The organism is Bacillus rhizoplanae, assembly GCF_917563915.1.
In the GTDB taxonomy this organism is placed as follows: domain Bacteria; phylum Bacillota; class Bacilli; order Bacillales; family Bacillaceae_G; genus Bacillus_A; species Bacillus_A rhizoplanae.
Window position 1 is genome coordinate 129,536 of the sequence record NZ_CAKJTI010000009.1, and the last position, 17,419, is coordinate 146,954.

Sequence of the window (17,419 nt, forward strand, 5' to 3'; positions counted from 1 at the left end):
ATGTTTGGAAATTTGTACACTTTGTTAAAGGGATCAAATGTGCTAAAGGTTAAATATAGAGTGTTTTATCCCGCATTAACGGACAGTAAGAGCCCCACCTAAAGATTGTGGGTGGGGGATAGCTGCCCGTAAAAGCCCACTGATGGAAGTTTCACCTTATATTTCTTCATCTTCAAACAAAAGTTAATGAGAACACTAATGGTTTAATTTTTGCAATATTTACACTGTTTTATCAATCCTTTTGCACAAGATTAACATTTCCTCACTATAATTAAACTGAATCATAACAATATATATATGTATTAATCTATCTTTTATTTATATTTTTATATTGCATTTAAAAGATATAAAATCATCAAAAGATAGGATATCCATATAATAGATTCACCAAATAACATCAGAAGTTCCACTTCATGTAGTGTATAAATATAAAATGGGAGGATTTTGTATGAAAAAGAAAGTATTAGCACTAGCAGCTATGGTTGCTTTAGCTGCACCAGTTCAAAGTGTAGTGTTTGCGCAAACAAATAATAGTGAAAGTCCTGTACCGGTTTTAAGATGGTCAGCTGAGGATAAGCATAATGAAGGGGTTAGCACTCATTTGTGGATTGTAAATCGTGCAATTGATATCATGTCTCGTAATACAGCGATTGTGAAGCCAAATGAAACTGCTTTATTAAATGAGTGGCGTACTGACTTAGAAAATGGTATTTATTCTGCTGATTACGAGAATCCTTATTATGATAATAGTACATATGCTTCTCACTTTTACGATCCGGATACTGGAAAAACATACATTCCTTTTGCGAAACAGGCAAAAGAAACCGGTACAAAATATTTTAAGCTTGCTGGTGAAGCATACCAAAAGCAAGATATGAAACAGGCATTCTTCTACTTAGGATTATCGCTTCATTATTTAGACGATGTAAATCAGCCAATGCATGCAGCAAACTTTACGAATCTTTCTTATCCAATGGGTTTCCATTCTAAATACGAAAATTTTGTTGATACAATAAAAGATAACTATATAGTTTCAGATAGTAATGGATATTGGAATTGGAAAGGGATAAACCCAGAAGATTGGATTCAAGGAGCAGCGGTAGCAGCTAAACAAGATTATCCTGGCATTGTGAACAATACGACAAAAGATTGGTTTGTAAAAGCAGCTGTATCTCAAGAATATGCAGATAAATGGCGGGCGGAAGTGACACCGGTAACAGGAAAGCGCTTAATGGAAGCACAGCGCGTTACAGCCGGTTATATTCATTTGTGGTTTGATACGTATGTAAATCGCTAATTACTTATAGAAAGACCAAATACTTACTCTTTAAGTATATGGTCTTTTTTCATACTAACCTAGACACAGTTATAGCTAGAGGAAGGTGCTTTATAATCGTTTAGTTAATAAGTAGTAAAAGATAACAATAAATTTTGTAATGTATGATGTTGTCGATTGATTTCTTCATGCTCACTTACAACCGTTAATACATTTTCATGTAATGAAGGGATAACATTTTGATGTTCTTTCTCTTTTTGATGTAATTGCTGTTCTAACTCTTGTACTTGATTCTGTAATTGAGTAATTTCTTTTTCTAGTGATTTTGTTTTTGTAAATATAATATTCTCCCCAAGATTCTATGATTTGCTATTTCCTTTGTTAATGGATAATAAGATTTTGCTTATAGAAGTTTCATTTTATCCCGCATTAACGGGCAGTCAGATCCCCACCTCAAGATGATGAGAATAGGTGAGAGATAACAACAACCCGTAAGAGCCTGATTGGTGAGGGCTTTCCATCAGTAGGGATGAAGAACAAACTCACTGCTGAAAGTTTTACTTTATATTAAAATTTAAGCATTATTTTTTGATATATACATATAAAATTTAGAAAATATTTAACTGTATTTATTATATTTCTTTTGATATCTGTTATTTTTATCCATAAAAAATAAACTGTATTTAATGAGTTTGTAAACAAACTGTAAAACAAATAATGTATAACTATAATATGAAGGGAGTCGGATTATGAACTATTTTAAGCGTATCAGTAGCGTTGTATTAGCTGGATTCATTTGTTTTTCTAGTACAGTTGCTGTAAAAGCTGAGTCAAACGACGATAAACTAAACAACATGCAGCAGCAATTGCAGCAGAATGACAATACTATTCAGCAAAAAGAGCAAGAGAAGCAAGCTGTAATGAAAGAAATTGAAGGTATTGAAAAAGAATTAAAGGACTTAAATGATACTATTTCTAAAAATAAAACAGAGCAAGACCAAATTCAGCATAAAATTGATGAGACAAATAAACAAATTGAACAAAAAAAGAAAGAGATTATTGCGTTAGAAGATAAAGTACTTATGCGTAAAGATATTATGAAAAAACGTATGGTCTCTGTTCAAGAGAGTTCAAATGTGAGTTTAGTAGTTGAAGTAATTGTGAACTCAAAAAATATTGCAGATCTCTTAGAACGTATGAATGCAGTTTCTACAATTATGGATGCAGATAAAGAGATTCTTCGTTTACAAGAACAAGATCTTCAGCAAATCGAAGATGATAAAAAAGCGATTGATGAAAAAGAAAAATCTTTAGAAGTAGACAAACAAAAATTAGCAAAAGCACAGAATGAGTTACAAGAGAATTTAAAGAAACGCCAAGAAAACTTGCAGTCTGTGCAAGCAAAATATAATGAAGTTTCAAGTCAACTTACGCTTGCTGCGCAAGAAAAATCAAAGATTGAAGCAGATATGAAGAGCGTACAAGATACAATTGCCCGCGAGCAAGCGGCAGCAAAAGCAGCAGCAGAAGCACGTGAAAAAGCAGCTGCAGATGAAAAAGCAGCAGCTGCAGAAGAAGCAAAGGCGAGAGGAACAGTACCAGGATCTAAACCGAATGACAATAACGGCCCTAGCAAAGGCGGAAATGAGATGTATGTAGAAGCTACGGCTTACACAAATGATCCAAGTGAAAATGGGAAGCAGCCTGGTGAGCATGTATATACTAAATGGGGAGAATATGATTTAACTGCAAATCCAAATATGAAAGTAATTGCAGTTGATCCATCGGTTATTCCATTGGGCTCACACGTATGGGTTCAAGGATATGGAAATGCGATTGCCGCTGATACTGGTAGTGCTATCAAAGGACATAAAATCGATGTTTTCATACCGGATAAAGGATTATCTAAATCTTGGGGTAGAAAACAAGTTCGTGTTGTCATTTTAGATTAAAAAAAAACCTACTTTGCAAAAAGCAAAGTAGGTTTTTTTTATATTAAATGTTAAGTTGAGTTTGCATTTTGTAAAGTTTAGCATACAATAATGGTAAGAGGTGGTAAATTTGACCATTTATAATCGAGTAAAAGAGCTACGAGCCCGTTTTAATTTTACACAAAGCGTATTGGCTGAAAAAGTGGGTGTAACGAGGCAAACCGTTGCAGCTATTGAAAAAGGAGATTACGTTCCATCATTATTATTAGCGCTCATGATTTGTGATGTGTTTGGTTTACAAATGGAAGAAGTATTTGTATTACAAAAGGAGGAAGCAGAAAATGAATAGAATTGGTCTTTCTTATGTAATAAATATATTTATTCTTGCTATAGCTGGTTGGACATTTGTTGAGTATTTTCATGTCATTACGGATCTTGCAAACATCGTACGTACTGAAAAGCAAACGTGGACTGTTACGATGAATATAATGCCAATTACATTGCTATTGATTGTAGGGATAGGGGTATTCATTGGTTACAAAGTACAAAAAAAGAAATATAAGAAATTATCATTTTGGACATTTCCGTTACTATTTCCAAGTGAAGATGAGAGAGAGGAAATATTGACCGCGAAAGCGTGCCGTACTACATTTCTTTCGCTATGGTTTATTATGCCTTTTGCAGCTGTATCCTTAATTGTTTACCCTCTATTAAATGTAGACATCCCAGAATACCCGCTGTATGTATTATTTGTCACTTTATTAATTCAAATGACAGTATTTCATATTTCTTTATATCGTAATAAGATTGTGTAAAAGATGTGCTTTAGCACATCTTTTACATATACTTAAAACGTGGTAGATTCTTCAGCATTTTTACAAAAATGTAATAAATTCTACAGGAGAGGATTTACAAATTCTTTTTATGATAGAAAATATTGAGACTAGAGAATGTTGCGATAGGGATGAGACAAGGAAGTCTAATAAATAAGAAGATGCAGTATTCTGGTTTAATATGATGCCTCCGGTGTTTTCTGTGGACAGTCCCCACTGATGGAAGTTTCACTTTATTTCGCATTAGGAAGTGCTGCTCACTTTGTCTTCCGTATGTTACTTGTATATCTAGCATTCTTATTTTATGATTTTATATAAGGGGAATTTTGTGAGAGAAAGGAATTGGGGCATGAATAAAAAAAGGATTTATAGTATATTAGCACTTCTATTATTTGTGGTAGGTGGTATTTTAATTGCAAAACCTTTTTATGACGGTTATAAAGCTGGGAAAATGCAAGAAGAAAACCTACAAACTATTAAGAAAATGAAGTACGAAAAGCAAGAAATAAAATTTGCTGATGCTTCTAATATAAAACAACCGGACTTAGCGGATGTGGCAAATGCTTCATTAGATGAGAAGCAAGTTATCGGACGCATGGCTATTCCAACCATTGGATTAGAGCTACCAATTCTAAATTCTTCGACAGAGAAAAATTTATTATCAGGTGCAGCAACGGTAAAAGAGAAACAAGAGATGGGAAGAGGGAATTACGCATTAGCAGGACATAATATGTCAAAAAAAGGTGTATTATTTAGCGATATTTCGAACTTAAAAAAGAACGATAAAGTATATTTATATGATAGTGAAAATGAGTATGAGTATGCGGTAAAACAGATAACAGAAGTAACGCCGGATAAATGGGAAGTTGTTGAAGATCACGGAAAAGATGAAGTGACGCTTATTACGTGTGCATCTGTGCTTGATAATTCAAAACGATATATAGTGTCTGGAGATTTCGTACAGATGAAAAAAAATAAATAGTTAAAAGAAAGTCCACTTTCAACGAAAGTGGACTTTCTTTTAACTAATAATTGGGAAGTAAAAGAATATTATAGTGTATATTACAAAATTTATTTATGTTTGTATAATAAATGTATTATATATAAATTTAGGGAGGATACAGTATGATTAAAAAAGGAAAGTCATTTATCTTAGCAGCAGGTATTGCAGTATTAGTAGCACCGATTTCAGCTTATGCACATCCAGGGAATACAGATGCCAATGGTGGACATACGTGTCGTACAAACTGTGAGAAGTGGGGATTACAATATGGAGAATATCACTACCATAATAAGAAGGAACCATCTTCTAATAGCGGTACAACACAACAAGCACCTAGTCAAGATAATAGTGCTATAGAAGCACAAAAGCAAGCTGAGGCAAATCGTAAGGCTGAAGAAGAAAAACAGCGTGTGGCAGAAGAACAACGAAAAGCTGAAGAAGCAAAGCAGAAAGCGGAGATGGAAAAGGGACAAGTTGAAGGGAAAACAGCTGGAGAAAAAGATTTTCAAGAAGGGAAGAATAATGTAGCAGAGTATTTGAATGGAAAATCAGACTACTATAAGCAAGCATTTACTGAGGCTTACACAGCGACATGGTCATTATTAGAACAAAAAAAGGTGCAATTTGAAAAAGGGAAAGAGCAAGGATTAGCTCAAGAAACAATGGACGATAGTCAAGTTTCCTCAGAATTTAAAGCAAACTTTGCGGAAGGCTTTCAGGCGGGGAATAAAGAGAGGACCGAAAAAATTAAGAAAGAGCAATTTGAGTTAGGGGAGAAGGCTGGAAAAGAGTTAGCAGAAAAGAAGCCTATAAATATGGATAAAGCAGACTATGTGAAAGCATATGAAGAAGGGTATGAAAAAGGTTACAAATCTGTGAAAGAGAAGGTAGAAAAAGAAGGGTACACAACTGCATTTGAAAGCTATGATTTAAAAGTTCCATCGAAGTATAAAAAGAATGAATTGTTAAAGAAATGGTTTGAAGAAGGATTTAAATCGAATAAGAAGGCAGCCGAAATTCGTGAAGCAGGATATGAAAATGGCACAAGTTGGACTTCATTCTTCTATAAGCGCTTTGTACCAAGTGATTACAAAGAATATAAAGAGTTATATAAGCAAGCGATAGAAAAAGGAGAAAATAAATAAAAAAGATGAGGGGTTGCACCCTCATCTTTTTTATTCCATCATTTTTACTAATTTCTTTGAAATTAATAGCAATATACATCCTAAGAAAATAGCGGTAGCTCCAATAACAGCAAATACTTCTGAATAACCTAATGAAGTTGTAAAATTCGCTAACTGTCCACCTAAAATATTAGCGACACCTGTACTTGCGAACCAAACACCCATTAATAAAGATGCGAGTTTGACAGGAGCGAGTGCACTTACCATTGATAGTCCGACTGGAGATAAGAACAATTCACCTAACGTATGGAATAAGTAAGTAAAGACAATAAAGAGCAGATTCGCTTTTTCGGTAATGTCTTGTTCATTACTTCCTGTTTTTAATGTAGCGACAAGAAGAATCATATAACCAATTCCAAGTAAAATCATCCCGAGACCCATTTTTGTTGGGATTTTCAAATCACCGCGTTTTGTAGAAGCAAGCTTTGTCCAAAGTACGGAAACAACTGGTGCTAATAAAATAATAAATAGTGGGTTTACAGATTGAAACCAAGATGTTGGAATTTCCCAACCGAATATAGTGCGATCTACAAAGCTATTTGTATATAACGTTAAAGAACTACCAGCCTGTTCAAATCCAGCCCAGAAGAAAACAACGAAACACGTTATAATGATAATAACAGCTGTATGCTGTTTTTCTTTTTTTGTTAATGGTGTATTTCCAGCTGTTTTGTTGCCTGTTTCTGCTTGTAAAGCTGCTGTCGGTTTTTTACCAATGTCACCAAGAAAACGATTTGATAATGTTGTAAATAAAATTTGTCCGACAACCATCCCGATGGAAGCAGCTAAAAATCCATATCGGAAACCATAATGAATAACGCCATCTACTGTTGTTTTAAACAAATCTTCTGATAAATATCCGCAAACGAGTGGAGCAAGGAATGAACCTACATTGATTCCCATGTAGAAAATCGTAAAGGCACCATCACGGCGCGAATCATTTTCTGGATATAAATCTCCGACAAGAGTAGAAATATTTGGTTTAAAGAAACCGTTCCCGATAATAATGAGCGCTAACCCGAGGTATAGTCCTAATTGGCTTTGCAGGGCAAATAACGTAAGGTTACCAAGTGCAATTGTTATACCACCGAGTGTAATAGCTAATCGTCTACCAAGATAACGATCTGTTAAGAATCCACCAATCAATGGGGTGAAATAACAAGCTCCTGTATAAAAACCGTAAATAGTAAGTGCCCAGCTTTTACTAAAACCAAGTCCACCGTTTATTAAGGCTGTTGTTAAATATAATGTTAATAATCCTCGTAATCCGTAATAACTAAATCGTTCCCACATTTCTGTGAAGAAGAGTAAGTATAAACCTGGAGGATGTTTCTTTTTTTGCTGTTGTTTCTCATCAAGGTGTATGGCAGCTTCCATATATAATTCCTCCTGACATGAATAAAAATAAAGTTAATAGTTTTATCTATTTAATAGTTTACATTGTTAACTATTAAAAGTCAATAAAGGTAGATTTTTCGTAAGAAATTGGAAATGAAAAATAACAACCAAGAAAAAGTGTTCATGTATAAAGAAGCCCCCTTTTCATAAGAGAAGGGGGCTTCTTTTATCCTGCATTAACGGGCAGTAAGACCCCTTCAAGATTCAGAGAAAAGGGTGGGGGTCTTACTGCCCGATTGGTTCAACTAACCATCAGTGGGGGATGAAAAACGCCCACTGATAGAAGTTTCTCTTTATTAGTCTAGCTAATTTTAGAAGGGGAAAAAGATGAAAATTATAAAAAATTTATAAATTTAAGGTAAATTTTTCAAAAAAATATTTTTCAGGTCCATAGAAAAACTCCCTTCCTAATATGAGGAAGGGAGTAGCTTTATCCAATTCTTGAAGAAGATTTTTGAGTTTTATCTATTACATGAAATCCTTTCATATAATAAACAGCAACTAAAGCGATAATCCAAATCGGTCCAACGATTAATGCGATACGTGTATCAGTAGAATATGCCATAACTCCTAATACTAAAACAAGGAAAGCGAGTGTAATATAAGAGCTAAGTGGATACAGTGGCAATTTGTACGTTAATTTATTTTGTGCTTCCTGTGATAATCCTTTACGGAAGCGTAGCTGCGCAACTAAAATGACGCCCCAAGTCCAAATTGCTCCGAATGTTGAAATACTAGTTAGCCACGTAAATACTTTCGCAGGAACAAGGTAGTTTAAAACAACGCCTATTAATAATACGAAAGCTGTTGCTAAAATTCCTTTACTTGGAATGCCGTTTTTATTTAAATGACCAAACTTCTCTGGTGCCTGTTTTTGTTGTGCTAATGTAAATAGCATACGGCCTGTACTAAAGAGACCACCATTACAAGAAGAAAGGGCAGCTGTTAATACAACAAAGTTAATAATTCCTGCTGCTTTTGCGATGCCGATTTGTTCAAACGTTAGTACAAATGGACTTCCTTTTTCGCCAAACTCATTCCACGGATAAATCGCCATCATAACGAATAGAGCCCCTACATAGAAAATTAAAATGCGCCAAAAAACGTTATCGATTGCTTTAGATAATGTTTTTTTCGGATTTTCTGCTTCTCCAGCTGTTACACCGATTAACTCTACTCCTAAGTAAGCAAATAGTACCATTTGTAGAGAAAGAAGAAGACCAGAGAAACCATTTGGGAACCAACCACCGTGTGACCAAAGATTTGAAATTCCAGTCGCTACGCCGCCATTTCCAAAACCAAATAAAATAATACCAGTACCAATCACAATCATACAGATGATTGTGACAATTTTAACTAGAGCAAACCAAAATTCAAGTTCTCCATACACTTTAACAGATAAAAAGTTTAATGCACTCATTAATACGAGAGCAATCAACGCCCAAATCCAACGTGGAATGTCAGGGAACCAATATTCCATATAAATACCTGCGGCTGTAATTTCAGCCATACAAGTAACAACCCATAAAAACCAATAGTTCCAGCCTGTTATATAACCTGCTAATGGGCCTAAATAGTCATGTGCATATTTACTAAACGAACCGGCAACAGGTTGTTCAATTGCCATTTCTCCAAGCGCACGCATAATGAAAAAGATAGCAAGACCTGCAATGATATAACCAAATAAAATGGATGGTCCTGCTAGTTTAATAGCAGAAGCTGATCCTAAAAATAATCCAACTCCAATAGCAGATCCAAGGGACATAAGTGTAATATGTCGTTGTTTTAATCCGCGGTTTAAAGTTTCTGCTTTGTCTGTGTGCTTCATAGTAAGCCCCCTTTATTATAAGAAAAAATATTGTATTCGCTTACAAAGTGTCTAACTATTTAAAATTATAAAACATTTATTCCTGTTATGCTACAAAAAAAGACAATATTTTCTGTACTATATCTGCAGTTTGTATACTTAATTTTAAAATTCAAACTATTATTGAGTGTATTGACTCTCCTTTTTATTGATTGGTAAGATTAAGTGTTATATTTTCTCACATGATAAAGTGAAACTTCCATTGGTGGGGGATTTTACTGCCCGTTAATGCGGGATAAAGTGAAACTTTCATTTGTTGAATTAATTGAATTTTAACGGGGAATAATTCTCCATCTATCTTCTTTAGGGGAAGCCTATTGTCTGTTAGCAAAAGCTAATTTGAGAAGATATTTATGATAACAATTTCATTACATAGGAAGGATAACCGGTATGTTTCAATTAAAGAAATACAATACTTCTGTAAAGCAGGAGATTTTAGCTGGTATTACGACGTTTTTCACATTTGCGTACATTCTTGTCATCAATCCGAAGATTTTGTCTGATGCAGGAGTGCCGTTCGATCAAGCCTTTACGGCAACAATTATTGCCACAATTATTGGAACATTATGTATGGCATTTTTAGCAAATTACCCAATCGTGATTGCACCGGCAATGGGAATGAATGCCTACTTCGCGTACTCTGTTGTTCAAAACGCAGAAGGCATTACATACGTTATTGCATTTTCAGCTGTATTTTTGACAGGTATTATTTTTCTTTTACTTTCATTTACATCGTTTCGTCAAAAACTAATTGAGTCGATTCCGGATAGTTTAAAGCATGCGATTGCGGCAGGAATAGGTTTGTTCATTGCATTTATAGGGCTTCGTTTATCAGGTATTATCGTAGATCATCCTACAAACTTAGTTACCATTGGAAATTTTCATTCTCCCTCTGTTGTGCTAACGTTAATTGGTTTAGTTTTAGCTGCAGTATTAATGGTATTAAACGTAAATGGTGCACTGTTTATTAGTATGATTGTAACGGGAATCATTGCCTTTTTTACAGGACAATTGAAGTTTAGCGATAAACTTGTAGCAGTTCCGCATTTACCAGAAGGAATGATTACATATAATCCGATTCACGCTGTGACGGATGTAATGGAATACGGATTATATGGTATTGTATTTTCATTTTTGCTTGTATTGTTATTTGATACAACAGGAGCATTGCTTGGGTTAATTAAGCAGACTGGTTTAAAGACAGATAATGCAGAAGGACGTTTTGGAAAAGCATTTATTGCAGATGCAATTGGAGGAACAGTAGGGGCAATGTTTGGAACAAGTCCAACAGCAGCTACAATCGAATCTTCTGCTGGTATTGCAGCAGGAGGAAAGACAGGATTAACAGGTATAGTCGTTGTTGGATTAACAATTATTACAGCTTTCTTTAGTCCTGTAATTGCATCATTATCAAGTGTAGCGGCAATTACAGCACCTTCTCTTATTATTGTTGGTAGCCTAATGGCGCAAAATGTTCGAGAAGTAAATTGGAATGACTTTGAAGACGCGCTTCCAGCATTCTTTATCTTCGTTGGTATTCCGCTCACATCAAGTATTGCGAACGGTATAGCACTTGGCTTCTTAATTTATCCGATTTTAAAAATTGTAAAAGGAAAAGGAAAGGAAGTACATCCATTTCTTTATTTCTTTGCTATATTATTTGGTTGTCATTTGTTTTTATAATAAATTACAAAAAAGAGCTTCTCGTATGAGACGCTCTTTTTTGTACATAGTAAAATAGATTATAAGATTTTGTACATTAATTTGTGTAATCCAATTGGCGGAATATCGAATATTTCACCATATTTTTGAAATCCTAATCGTGTATAATAATTTGCAACGGTGATTCGGGCATTACACCATAGAAGCTGTGCACGGCGCTCTGTTAATATTGCTTCAGCACTGTGAATTAAAGTACTTCCAGCATGCTGTTTGCGGAAATTTTGTCTTGTGGCCATTCCTCTTAAGCGATAATGAATGCCTTCTCCTAAAGAAGGATGTGTTTCATAAGAAAAGGAAGCAATACTAATAAGCATATTGTTCATAAATGCTCCGAGGTGAAAGGTATTTTCTTCATTATCAGAAGTATATTTACAGTCTTCTAAACTTTGATTAGGCCGTAAAATTTCGTGGCGAAGTGCATATGTTTGAGAGCAATCAATTCGCTTTATTTCGACCATACACAGACCTCTCTTCTTATGTCATATTAACGGACAGGAACAGCCCTTATTTATCGGTTTTATCCCGCATTTACGGGCAGTAAGACCCCCATCTCAAGATTCAGAGAAAATCGAAGAAGTTAGGTGGGGGATGAAGCCCCCATCTACTGATGGAAGTTTCCCTTTATTTTTATAGAATAGTAATTGCTTGTTTCCCCATTTGTTCCCATGCTTTTTCAAATTGAGCACGAGGAATACCTTTACGCGGTTTGTTTGCCAATGGATCATTTACATATACAAAATTTTGATCATAACCAACAACAACAGCGCTATGTTCATAATATGTAATCTTTACTTCTCCAGCATTTGTATCCCAAGTTTCAAAGCTTCCCTTATCTAGCGGCTGAAAAGTTGTATTAACAATAACCCATACCGGTGAACCAGCACTAAGCACTTTATATATATCTTCTATCTCTCTTCCTGTTAAATCAATTGTTTTATCTGGAACATACTTTTGTGCTAATTGAAAAATCGGCTGATGGTATACACCGTAACCTGGCTCAGACTTTGTATAAATATTTCCTACAAATCCTTCATGAGGATTTCCTCGCAAACCATTCGCCTCAAACGGTACACGTTCAATTTCATCCGCAAGCTTCATTTTGTCAACTTGAATTCCTTTATATTGCAGTAACATTGCTAAACTTGTCACTTCACAACCTCTTTCTAATTCAGGAAGTTGCTTTATAAATGGCACATTTTCAATCATCACTTGATCCTTCATTTCATATGAAAAGTCTATGCGGAGCTCTTCAGTTTTTTGAAAAATTTTATTTTTCCCTGTTTCAATTACTCCCATAACATCCTTACTGCATGCCGCACTAACAATAACTCCAATTCCTAAAACACATATGTATTTGACCATCCTAAACATATATCTAACTCCATTACATAATTATTTTCTTACATTTTCCAAAATAATACTCTCTTTATTGTACCGTTGTTTTCACTAGTTTACTAGAATGATTATATGAATCGTTATTTCAGTATACCGTCATAAAATTCCCATTTTTTAAAATAAAAAGATTTTTTAATATACAATTTCAGAATATTTTGTTAGAATATAACATGCTTAACCTAGTGAAACTTCTTCATTAAGGATAAGCAAATTCACTAGCGGATTTAATTGTGATTCTACTAAAAAATATGAGGTGAGGGGTATATGATACAAAAAGAGAATCAGCAAAATGAACTAAAACGTACGATGCAAAGTAGACACCTCTTTATGATTGCTCTAGGAGGAGTTATCGGAACAGGGTTATTTATGGGATCAGGACAAATTGTTCACAACGCTGGACCTGGCGGAGCTATTCTTGCCTATTTAGTTGGCGGGTTTGTTATGTATTTAACAATGCTTTGTCTCGGAGAGCTAACAGTTGCGATGCCTGAAGCTGGCTCTTTCCAAAGCTACGCTAGCCGATTTATTTCACCAGGTTTTGGATTTGTCGTGGGATGGATGTATTGGCTAAACTGGGCTGTTACCGTTGGAGTTGAACTAACGACTGTCAGCATTTTAATGAAACGTTGGTTTCCAGATGTTTCATCTTGGATATGGTGTGTTGTATTTGCTGCCGTGCTCTTTATTGTAAACGCTTCATCTGCACGTGCATACGCTGAAACTGAATTTTGGTTTGCGAGTGTTAAAGTGATAACGATTATTGTTTTTATTTTACTTGGCGGTGCCGTCATGCTTGGGCTATTAGACTTTAATGGTAAGCCCGCGCCAATGTTCCATAACTTCACAGAAAATGGCGGATTATTTCCAAACGGACTTCCAGCTGTTCTTCTTACGATGATTACCGTTAACTTTGCGTTCCAAGGAACAGAGTTAATCGGTATTGCCTCAGCTGAAAGTAAGCAACCGGAAAAAACAGTACCACGTGCTATAAAAAATACAATTTGGCGTACACTTTTCTTTTTCGTCCTTTCAATTACTGTGGTCGTTGGATTACTACCATGGCAAGAAGCAAATCTTGTGGAAAGTCCTTTCGTACTCGTTTTTGACACAGTTGGAATTCCGTATGCAGCAGACATTATGAACTTTGTTATTATTACAGCTGTATTATCGGTAGCAAATTCTGGTTTATATGCAAACTCTCGTATGCTTTGGGCGATGTCAAAACAAGGAATGGCAAGTCCTGCCTTTTCAAAATTAACGAAAAAAGGAGTACCGCTCAACGCGTTAATTTTCAGCCTTATATTTGCTAGCCTTTCTCTTTTAACAAGTGTATTCGCTGCTGATACCGTCTTTTTAGTATTAACATCTATTGCAGCGATGGCAGCTGTCGTTGTTTGGATGTCTATTGCTGCATCTCAATTTTTCTTTAGAAGAGACTTTATAAAAAATGGTGGGGATATACGAGAATTAAAATACCGCGCTCCACTTTATCCACTCGTTCCTATTTTGGCGTTCTCTTTAAACTTTGTTACATTCATAAGCTTAGCGTTTATTCCAGATCAACGTATTGCTTTATATTGTGGAATTCCATTCATGATTATTTGTTACATTTTTTATCGTGTAAAATTTAAAAAAATTGTCACATTTGAACAACAAAAAAATGTTTCATAAGTAATAAAATAAATATATAAAATATTCGGCTATTTCAACTTATTATGAGATAGCTTTTTTCTATTTATTGGATATTCTGGTATAACTTTATTTATCTTAAAATTTTAAAAATCGAGATATGGCATTAAAAATAGTTTACAATATTAGCAAGTTACAAAAGTTTTTCATCGTAAAAACTGTGTATTTGTGTCTATTTTTTAACAATATCTTAAAAACTATTGCCATCTATAAATTAATAGGTTTATATTGTTTTATTGGCATAGTTTCAATCCAAGGAGAAAGGAGATTTTCAATCGTGCAACTGAAAAAAAAGTTTTGGAAGTTGGCTTCACTTCTTCCACTATCACTACTCTTGTTCCTCGGTGGATGCGACAAAATCGCTGTATTAAATCCACAAGGACCTGTTGCAAAAACACAGTATGATTTAATTGTTTGGTCAATGATACTGATGTCTGTAATTATTCTAGTCGTATTCGTCTTGTTTACAGTTATTTTAATTCGTTACCGTGAAAAACCAGATAATATGGACTATGAGCCACCTGATATACACGGTAATACTCTTTTAGAAATTATCTGGACTATTTTCCCTGTTATCATCGTGATTGCATTATCAATTCCAACGGTAAAAGCAACATATGCATCGGAAAAGCCTCCAGCACAATCAAAAGATATAAAACCTGTTGAAATTTACGTTACATCTGCAAACTGGAAATGGTTATTCAGTTATCCTGAGGAAGGAATTGAAACCGTTAACTATTTAAATGTACCAGCAGGTGTACCAATTCAATTTAAATTAACTTCTGTCGGTCCAATGAATGCTTTCTGGATTCCAGAACTTGGTGGTATGAAGTATACAATGGATAATATGGTCATGGATTTATACCTACAAGCTGATAAACCAGGTTCTTATACTGGACGTAGTGCAAACTTCTCTGGTGAAGGATTTACTGACATGGAGTTTGAACTTGAAGCTAAAACAAAAGAAGACTACAACAAGTGGGTAAAAGAAGTACAAGAAACTGCCCCTAAATTATCAGAAAACAAGTATAAAGAAATTATTGAACCAGGTGTAGTAGGGCGTATGACGTTCTCTAGCGATCATTTAAAATATGTAGATCCAAAATCACTTGAATATTGTGATTACAACTACTACAAAAACAAAAAGTAACAACGACTATTCCAACAGATTGGAGTGAATACAGTGAAGCTTGATGAATTTTTTGTCACAGGCGATCCGATTATCTACGGAGCGGACGTATCTATTGTTCTTGTGACATTAGCAATCCTTTTCATACTAACAAAGTACAAAAAATGGAGATGGCTTTGGGATGAGTGGTTAACTTCTGTTGACCATAAGAAAATTGGGACTATGTATATTCTTTCAGCGATTTTAATGCTGTTCCGTGGTGGTATGGACGGCTTAATGATCCGTGCCCAATTAACGTTTCCTGACACAACTTATTTAAATGCTGAACACTATAACGGCATCTTTACAACGCACGGCACTGTAATGATTCTCTTCATGGCAATGCCATTTGTTATGGGATTAATGAACATTGTTGTACCTCTTCAAATTGGGGCGCGTGATGTTGCATATCCTTTCTTAAACTCATTAAGTTTTTGGTTATTCTTTGTAGGTGCTATGTTATTTAACATCTCCTTCGTTGTCGGTGGTTCTCCAGACGCTGGATGGACATCGTACTTCCCAATGGCTGGTAAAGAGTTTAGCCAAGGCGTAGGAAACAACTATTATTCAATTGCATTGCAGATTGCGGGTCTCGGTACGCTGATGACAGGGATTAACTTCCTTGTTACGATCTTGAAAATGCGTGCACCAGGCATGAAGTTAATGAAAATGCCAATGTTTACATGGTCTATTTTAATCACATGTGTAATCATTATCTTTGCTTTCCCAGTATTAACAGTTGCTCTTGCATTAATGACATTTGACCGTCTATTTGATGCTCACTTCTTTACGATGGCGAGCGGTGGTATGCCAATGCTTTGGGCGAACTTATTCTGGGTATGGGGTCACCCTGAAGTATATATCGTTATTTTACCGGCATTCGGTATTTTCTCTGAAATCATAAGTACATTCTCGCGTAAACGTCTATTCGGATATAGCGCGATGGTTTACTCAATGGTTGCTATCTCAGTTTTAAGTGGTCTTGTATGGCTCCATCACTTCTTTACAATGGGCGCAGGACCATCGGTTAACTCATTCTTCTCGATTTCAACAATGGCGATTTCGATTCCAACCGGTGTTAAAATCTTTAACTGGTTGTTTACAATGTATAAAGGTCGTATTCGTTTTACAGTTCCAATGCTTTGGTCATTGGCGTTTATTCCAAACTTCGTAATCGGTGGAGTTACGGGTGTTATGCTTGCGATGGCAGCAGCTGACTATCAGTACCATAACAGCTACTTCCTAGTTGCTCACTTCCACTACGTATTAATCGCAGGTACAGTATTTGCGATGCTTGCTGGATTTACATTCTGGTATCCAAAAATCACAGGTCATATGCTAAACGAACGCCTTGGTAAATGGACATTCTGGATCTTTATGAGCGGATTTAACATCTGTTTCTTCCCAATGTACTTCCTAGGTTTAGACGGTATGACACGTCGTATGTACACATACTCTGCAAACCTTGGATGGGGTGGATTAAACATGATCGCATCTGTTGGTGCAGTAATGATGGGTATTGGCTTTATCTTATTATGCTACAACGTAGTTTACAGCATTCGTCATGGCGAGCGTGATTTAACTGGAGATCCTTGGGATGGCCGTACACTTGAATGGGCAACACAGTCTCCTGTACAACATTACAACTTTGCAGTAGTACCAGAAATTAAGCAAAGCGATATATTCTGGGAAATGAAGAAAAACGGTGAGTCTATTACACCAAAACCTGAAGACTTGAAACCAATTCATATGCCAAGCAATTCAGGTGTTCCAATTATTATGTCTTGTTTTATTGGTCTTGCAGGTTTTGCATTAGTATTTAGCTGGTTCGGGTTAGCAATTGTTGGTGGTATTGGTATGTTAGCTTGTATGATCTGGCGTTCGTTTGATTACGACAACGGATATTACATTAGCGTAGATGAAATTAAAAAGACAGAACATGTTGCATGAGAG

14 protein-coding genes are annotated in these 17,419 nt (G+C 35.4%); 10 read left to right on the forward strand and 4 right to left on the reverse strand.

The window, feature by feature from the left end:
• Window positions 1–448 precede the first annotated feature (448 nt).
• The 6 genes from LRP84_RS11405 (at window position 449) to LRP84_RS11430 (ending at window position 6,188) form a co-directional block, all read left to right on the forward strand.
• On the forward strand, window positions 449–1,297 hold the full coding sequence (locus LRP84_RS11405) for a phospholipase C (RefSeq protein ID WP_230575187.1): 849 nt from the start codon (window positions 449–451) through the stop codon (window positions 1,295–1,297).
• 728 nt (window positions 1,298–2,025) lie between these two features.
• Complete coding sequence (locus tag LRP84_RS11410; protein ID WP_230575188.1) at window positions 2,026–3,228, forward strand: 3D domain-containing protein; 1,203 nt, start codon at window positions 2,026–2,028, stop codon at window positions 3,226–3,228.
• Between the two features lie 100 nt (window positions 3,229–3,328).
• Window positions 3,329–3,556: a helix-turn-helix transcriptional regulator gene (locus LRP84_RS11415; protein WP_230575189.1), complete on the forward strand. Its 228-nt coding sequence runs from the start codon at window positions 3,329–3,331 to the stop codon at window positions 3,554–3,556.
• Complete coding sequence (locus LRP84_RS11420) at window positions 3,549–4,022, forward strand: DUF2178 domain-containing protein (RefSeq protein ID WP_230575190.1); 474 nt, start codon at window positions 3,549–3,551, stop codon at window positions 4,020–4,022. Before LRP84_RS11415 ends, LRP84_RS11420 begins: the two co-directional genes overlap by 8 nt.
• Window positions 4,023–4,389: 367 nt before the next feature.
• A complete protein-coding gene (locus LRP84_RS11425; RefSeq protein WP_230575191.1) occupies window positions 4,390–5,022 on the forward strand; it encodes a class A sortase in 633 nt (210 codons plus the stop codon).
• Window positions 5,023–5,165: 143 nt separating this feature from the next.
• On the forward strand, window positions 5,166–6,188 hold the full coding sequence (locus tag LRP84_RS11430) for a YHYH domain-containing protein (RefSeq protein ID WP_230575192.1): 1,023 nt from the start codon (window positions 5,166–5,168) through the stop codon (window positions 6,186–6,188).
• 30 nt (window positions 6,189–6,218) lie between these two features.
• On the opposite strand, the gene LRP84_RS11435 is transcribed toward LRP84_RS11430, so the two are convergent.
• Both LRP84_RS11435 and LRP84_RS11440 read right to left on the reverse strand, forming a co-directional pair.
• On the reverse strand, window positions 6,219–7,604 hold the full coding sequence (locus LRP84_RS11435; protein ID WP_230575193.1) for a peptide MFS transporter: 1,386 nt from the start codon (window positions 7,602–7,604) through the stop codon (window positions 6,219–6,221).
• Window positions 7,605–8,055: 451 nt separating this feature from the next.
• Window positions 8,056–9,453, reverse strand: a complete 1,398-nt coding sequence (locus LRP84_RS11440; RefSeq protein WP_230575194.1) for an amino acid permease — start codon at window positions 9,451–9,453, stop codon at window positions 8,056–8,058.
• Window positions 9,454–9,882: 429 nt separating this feature from the next.
• On the opposite strand from LRP84_RS11440, the gene LRP84_RS11445 reads away from it, so the two are divergent.
• Window positions 9,883–11,175 (forward strand): NCS2 family permease, encoded by a 1,293-nt coding sequence (locus LRP84_RS11445; RefSeq protein WP_230575195.1) that lies wholly within the window; start codon window positions 9,883–9,885, stop codon window positions 11,173–11,175.
• Between the two features lie 59 nt (window positions 11,176–11,234).
• Here the strand turns inward: LRP84_RS11445 and LRP84_RS11450 are convergent, their stop codons facing one another.
• Together LRP84_RS11450 and LRP84_RS11455 are read right to left on the reverse strand one after the other, a co-directional pair.
• Window positions 11,235–11,672 carry a GNAT family N-acetyltransferase gene (locus LRP84_RS11450; protein WP_230575196.1) on the reverse strand — a complete coding sequence of 146 codons (438 nt, stop codon included), beginning with the start codon at window positions 11,670–11,672 and terminating at the stop codon, window positions 11,235–11,237.
• A gap of 169 nt (window positions 11,673–11,841) precedes the next feature.
• A complete protein-coding gene (locus tag LRP84_RS11455; protein WP_230575197.1) occupies window positions 11,842–12,585 on the reverse strand; it encodes a C39 family peptidase in 744 nt (247 codons plus the stop codon).
• 288 nt (window positions 12,586–12,873) lie between these two features.
• On the opposite strand from LRP84_RS11455, the gene LRP84_RS11460 reads away from it, so the two are divergent.
• The 3 genes from LRP84_RS11460 to qoxB all read left to right on the forward strand — a co-directional run bounded on the left by LRP84_RS11460 (window position 12,874) and on the right by qoxB (window position 17,416).
• Window positions 12,874–14,280 (forward strand): amino acid permease, encoded by a 1,407-nt coding sequence (locus tag LRP84_RS11460; RefSeq protein WP_437438776.1) that lies wholly within the window; start codon window positions 12,874–12,876, stop codon window positions 14,278–14,280.
• Between the two features lie 295 nt (window positions 14,281–14,575).
• Complete coding sequence (qoxA, locus tag LRP84_RS11465; RefSeq protein WP_230575198.1) at window positions 14,576–15,448, forward strand: cytochrome aa3 quinol oxidase subunit II; 873 nt, start codon at window positions 14,576–14,578, stop codon at window positions 15,446–15,448.
• Between the two features lie 33 nt (window positions 15,449–15,481).
• Entirely contained in the window at window positions 15,482–17,416 is a 1,935-nt protein-coding gene (gene qoxB / locus LRP84_RS11470) for a cytochrome aa3 quinol oxidase subunit I (RefSeq protein WP_230575199.1), read from the forward strand.
• Window positions 17,417–17,419: the final 3 nt, after the last annotated feature.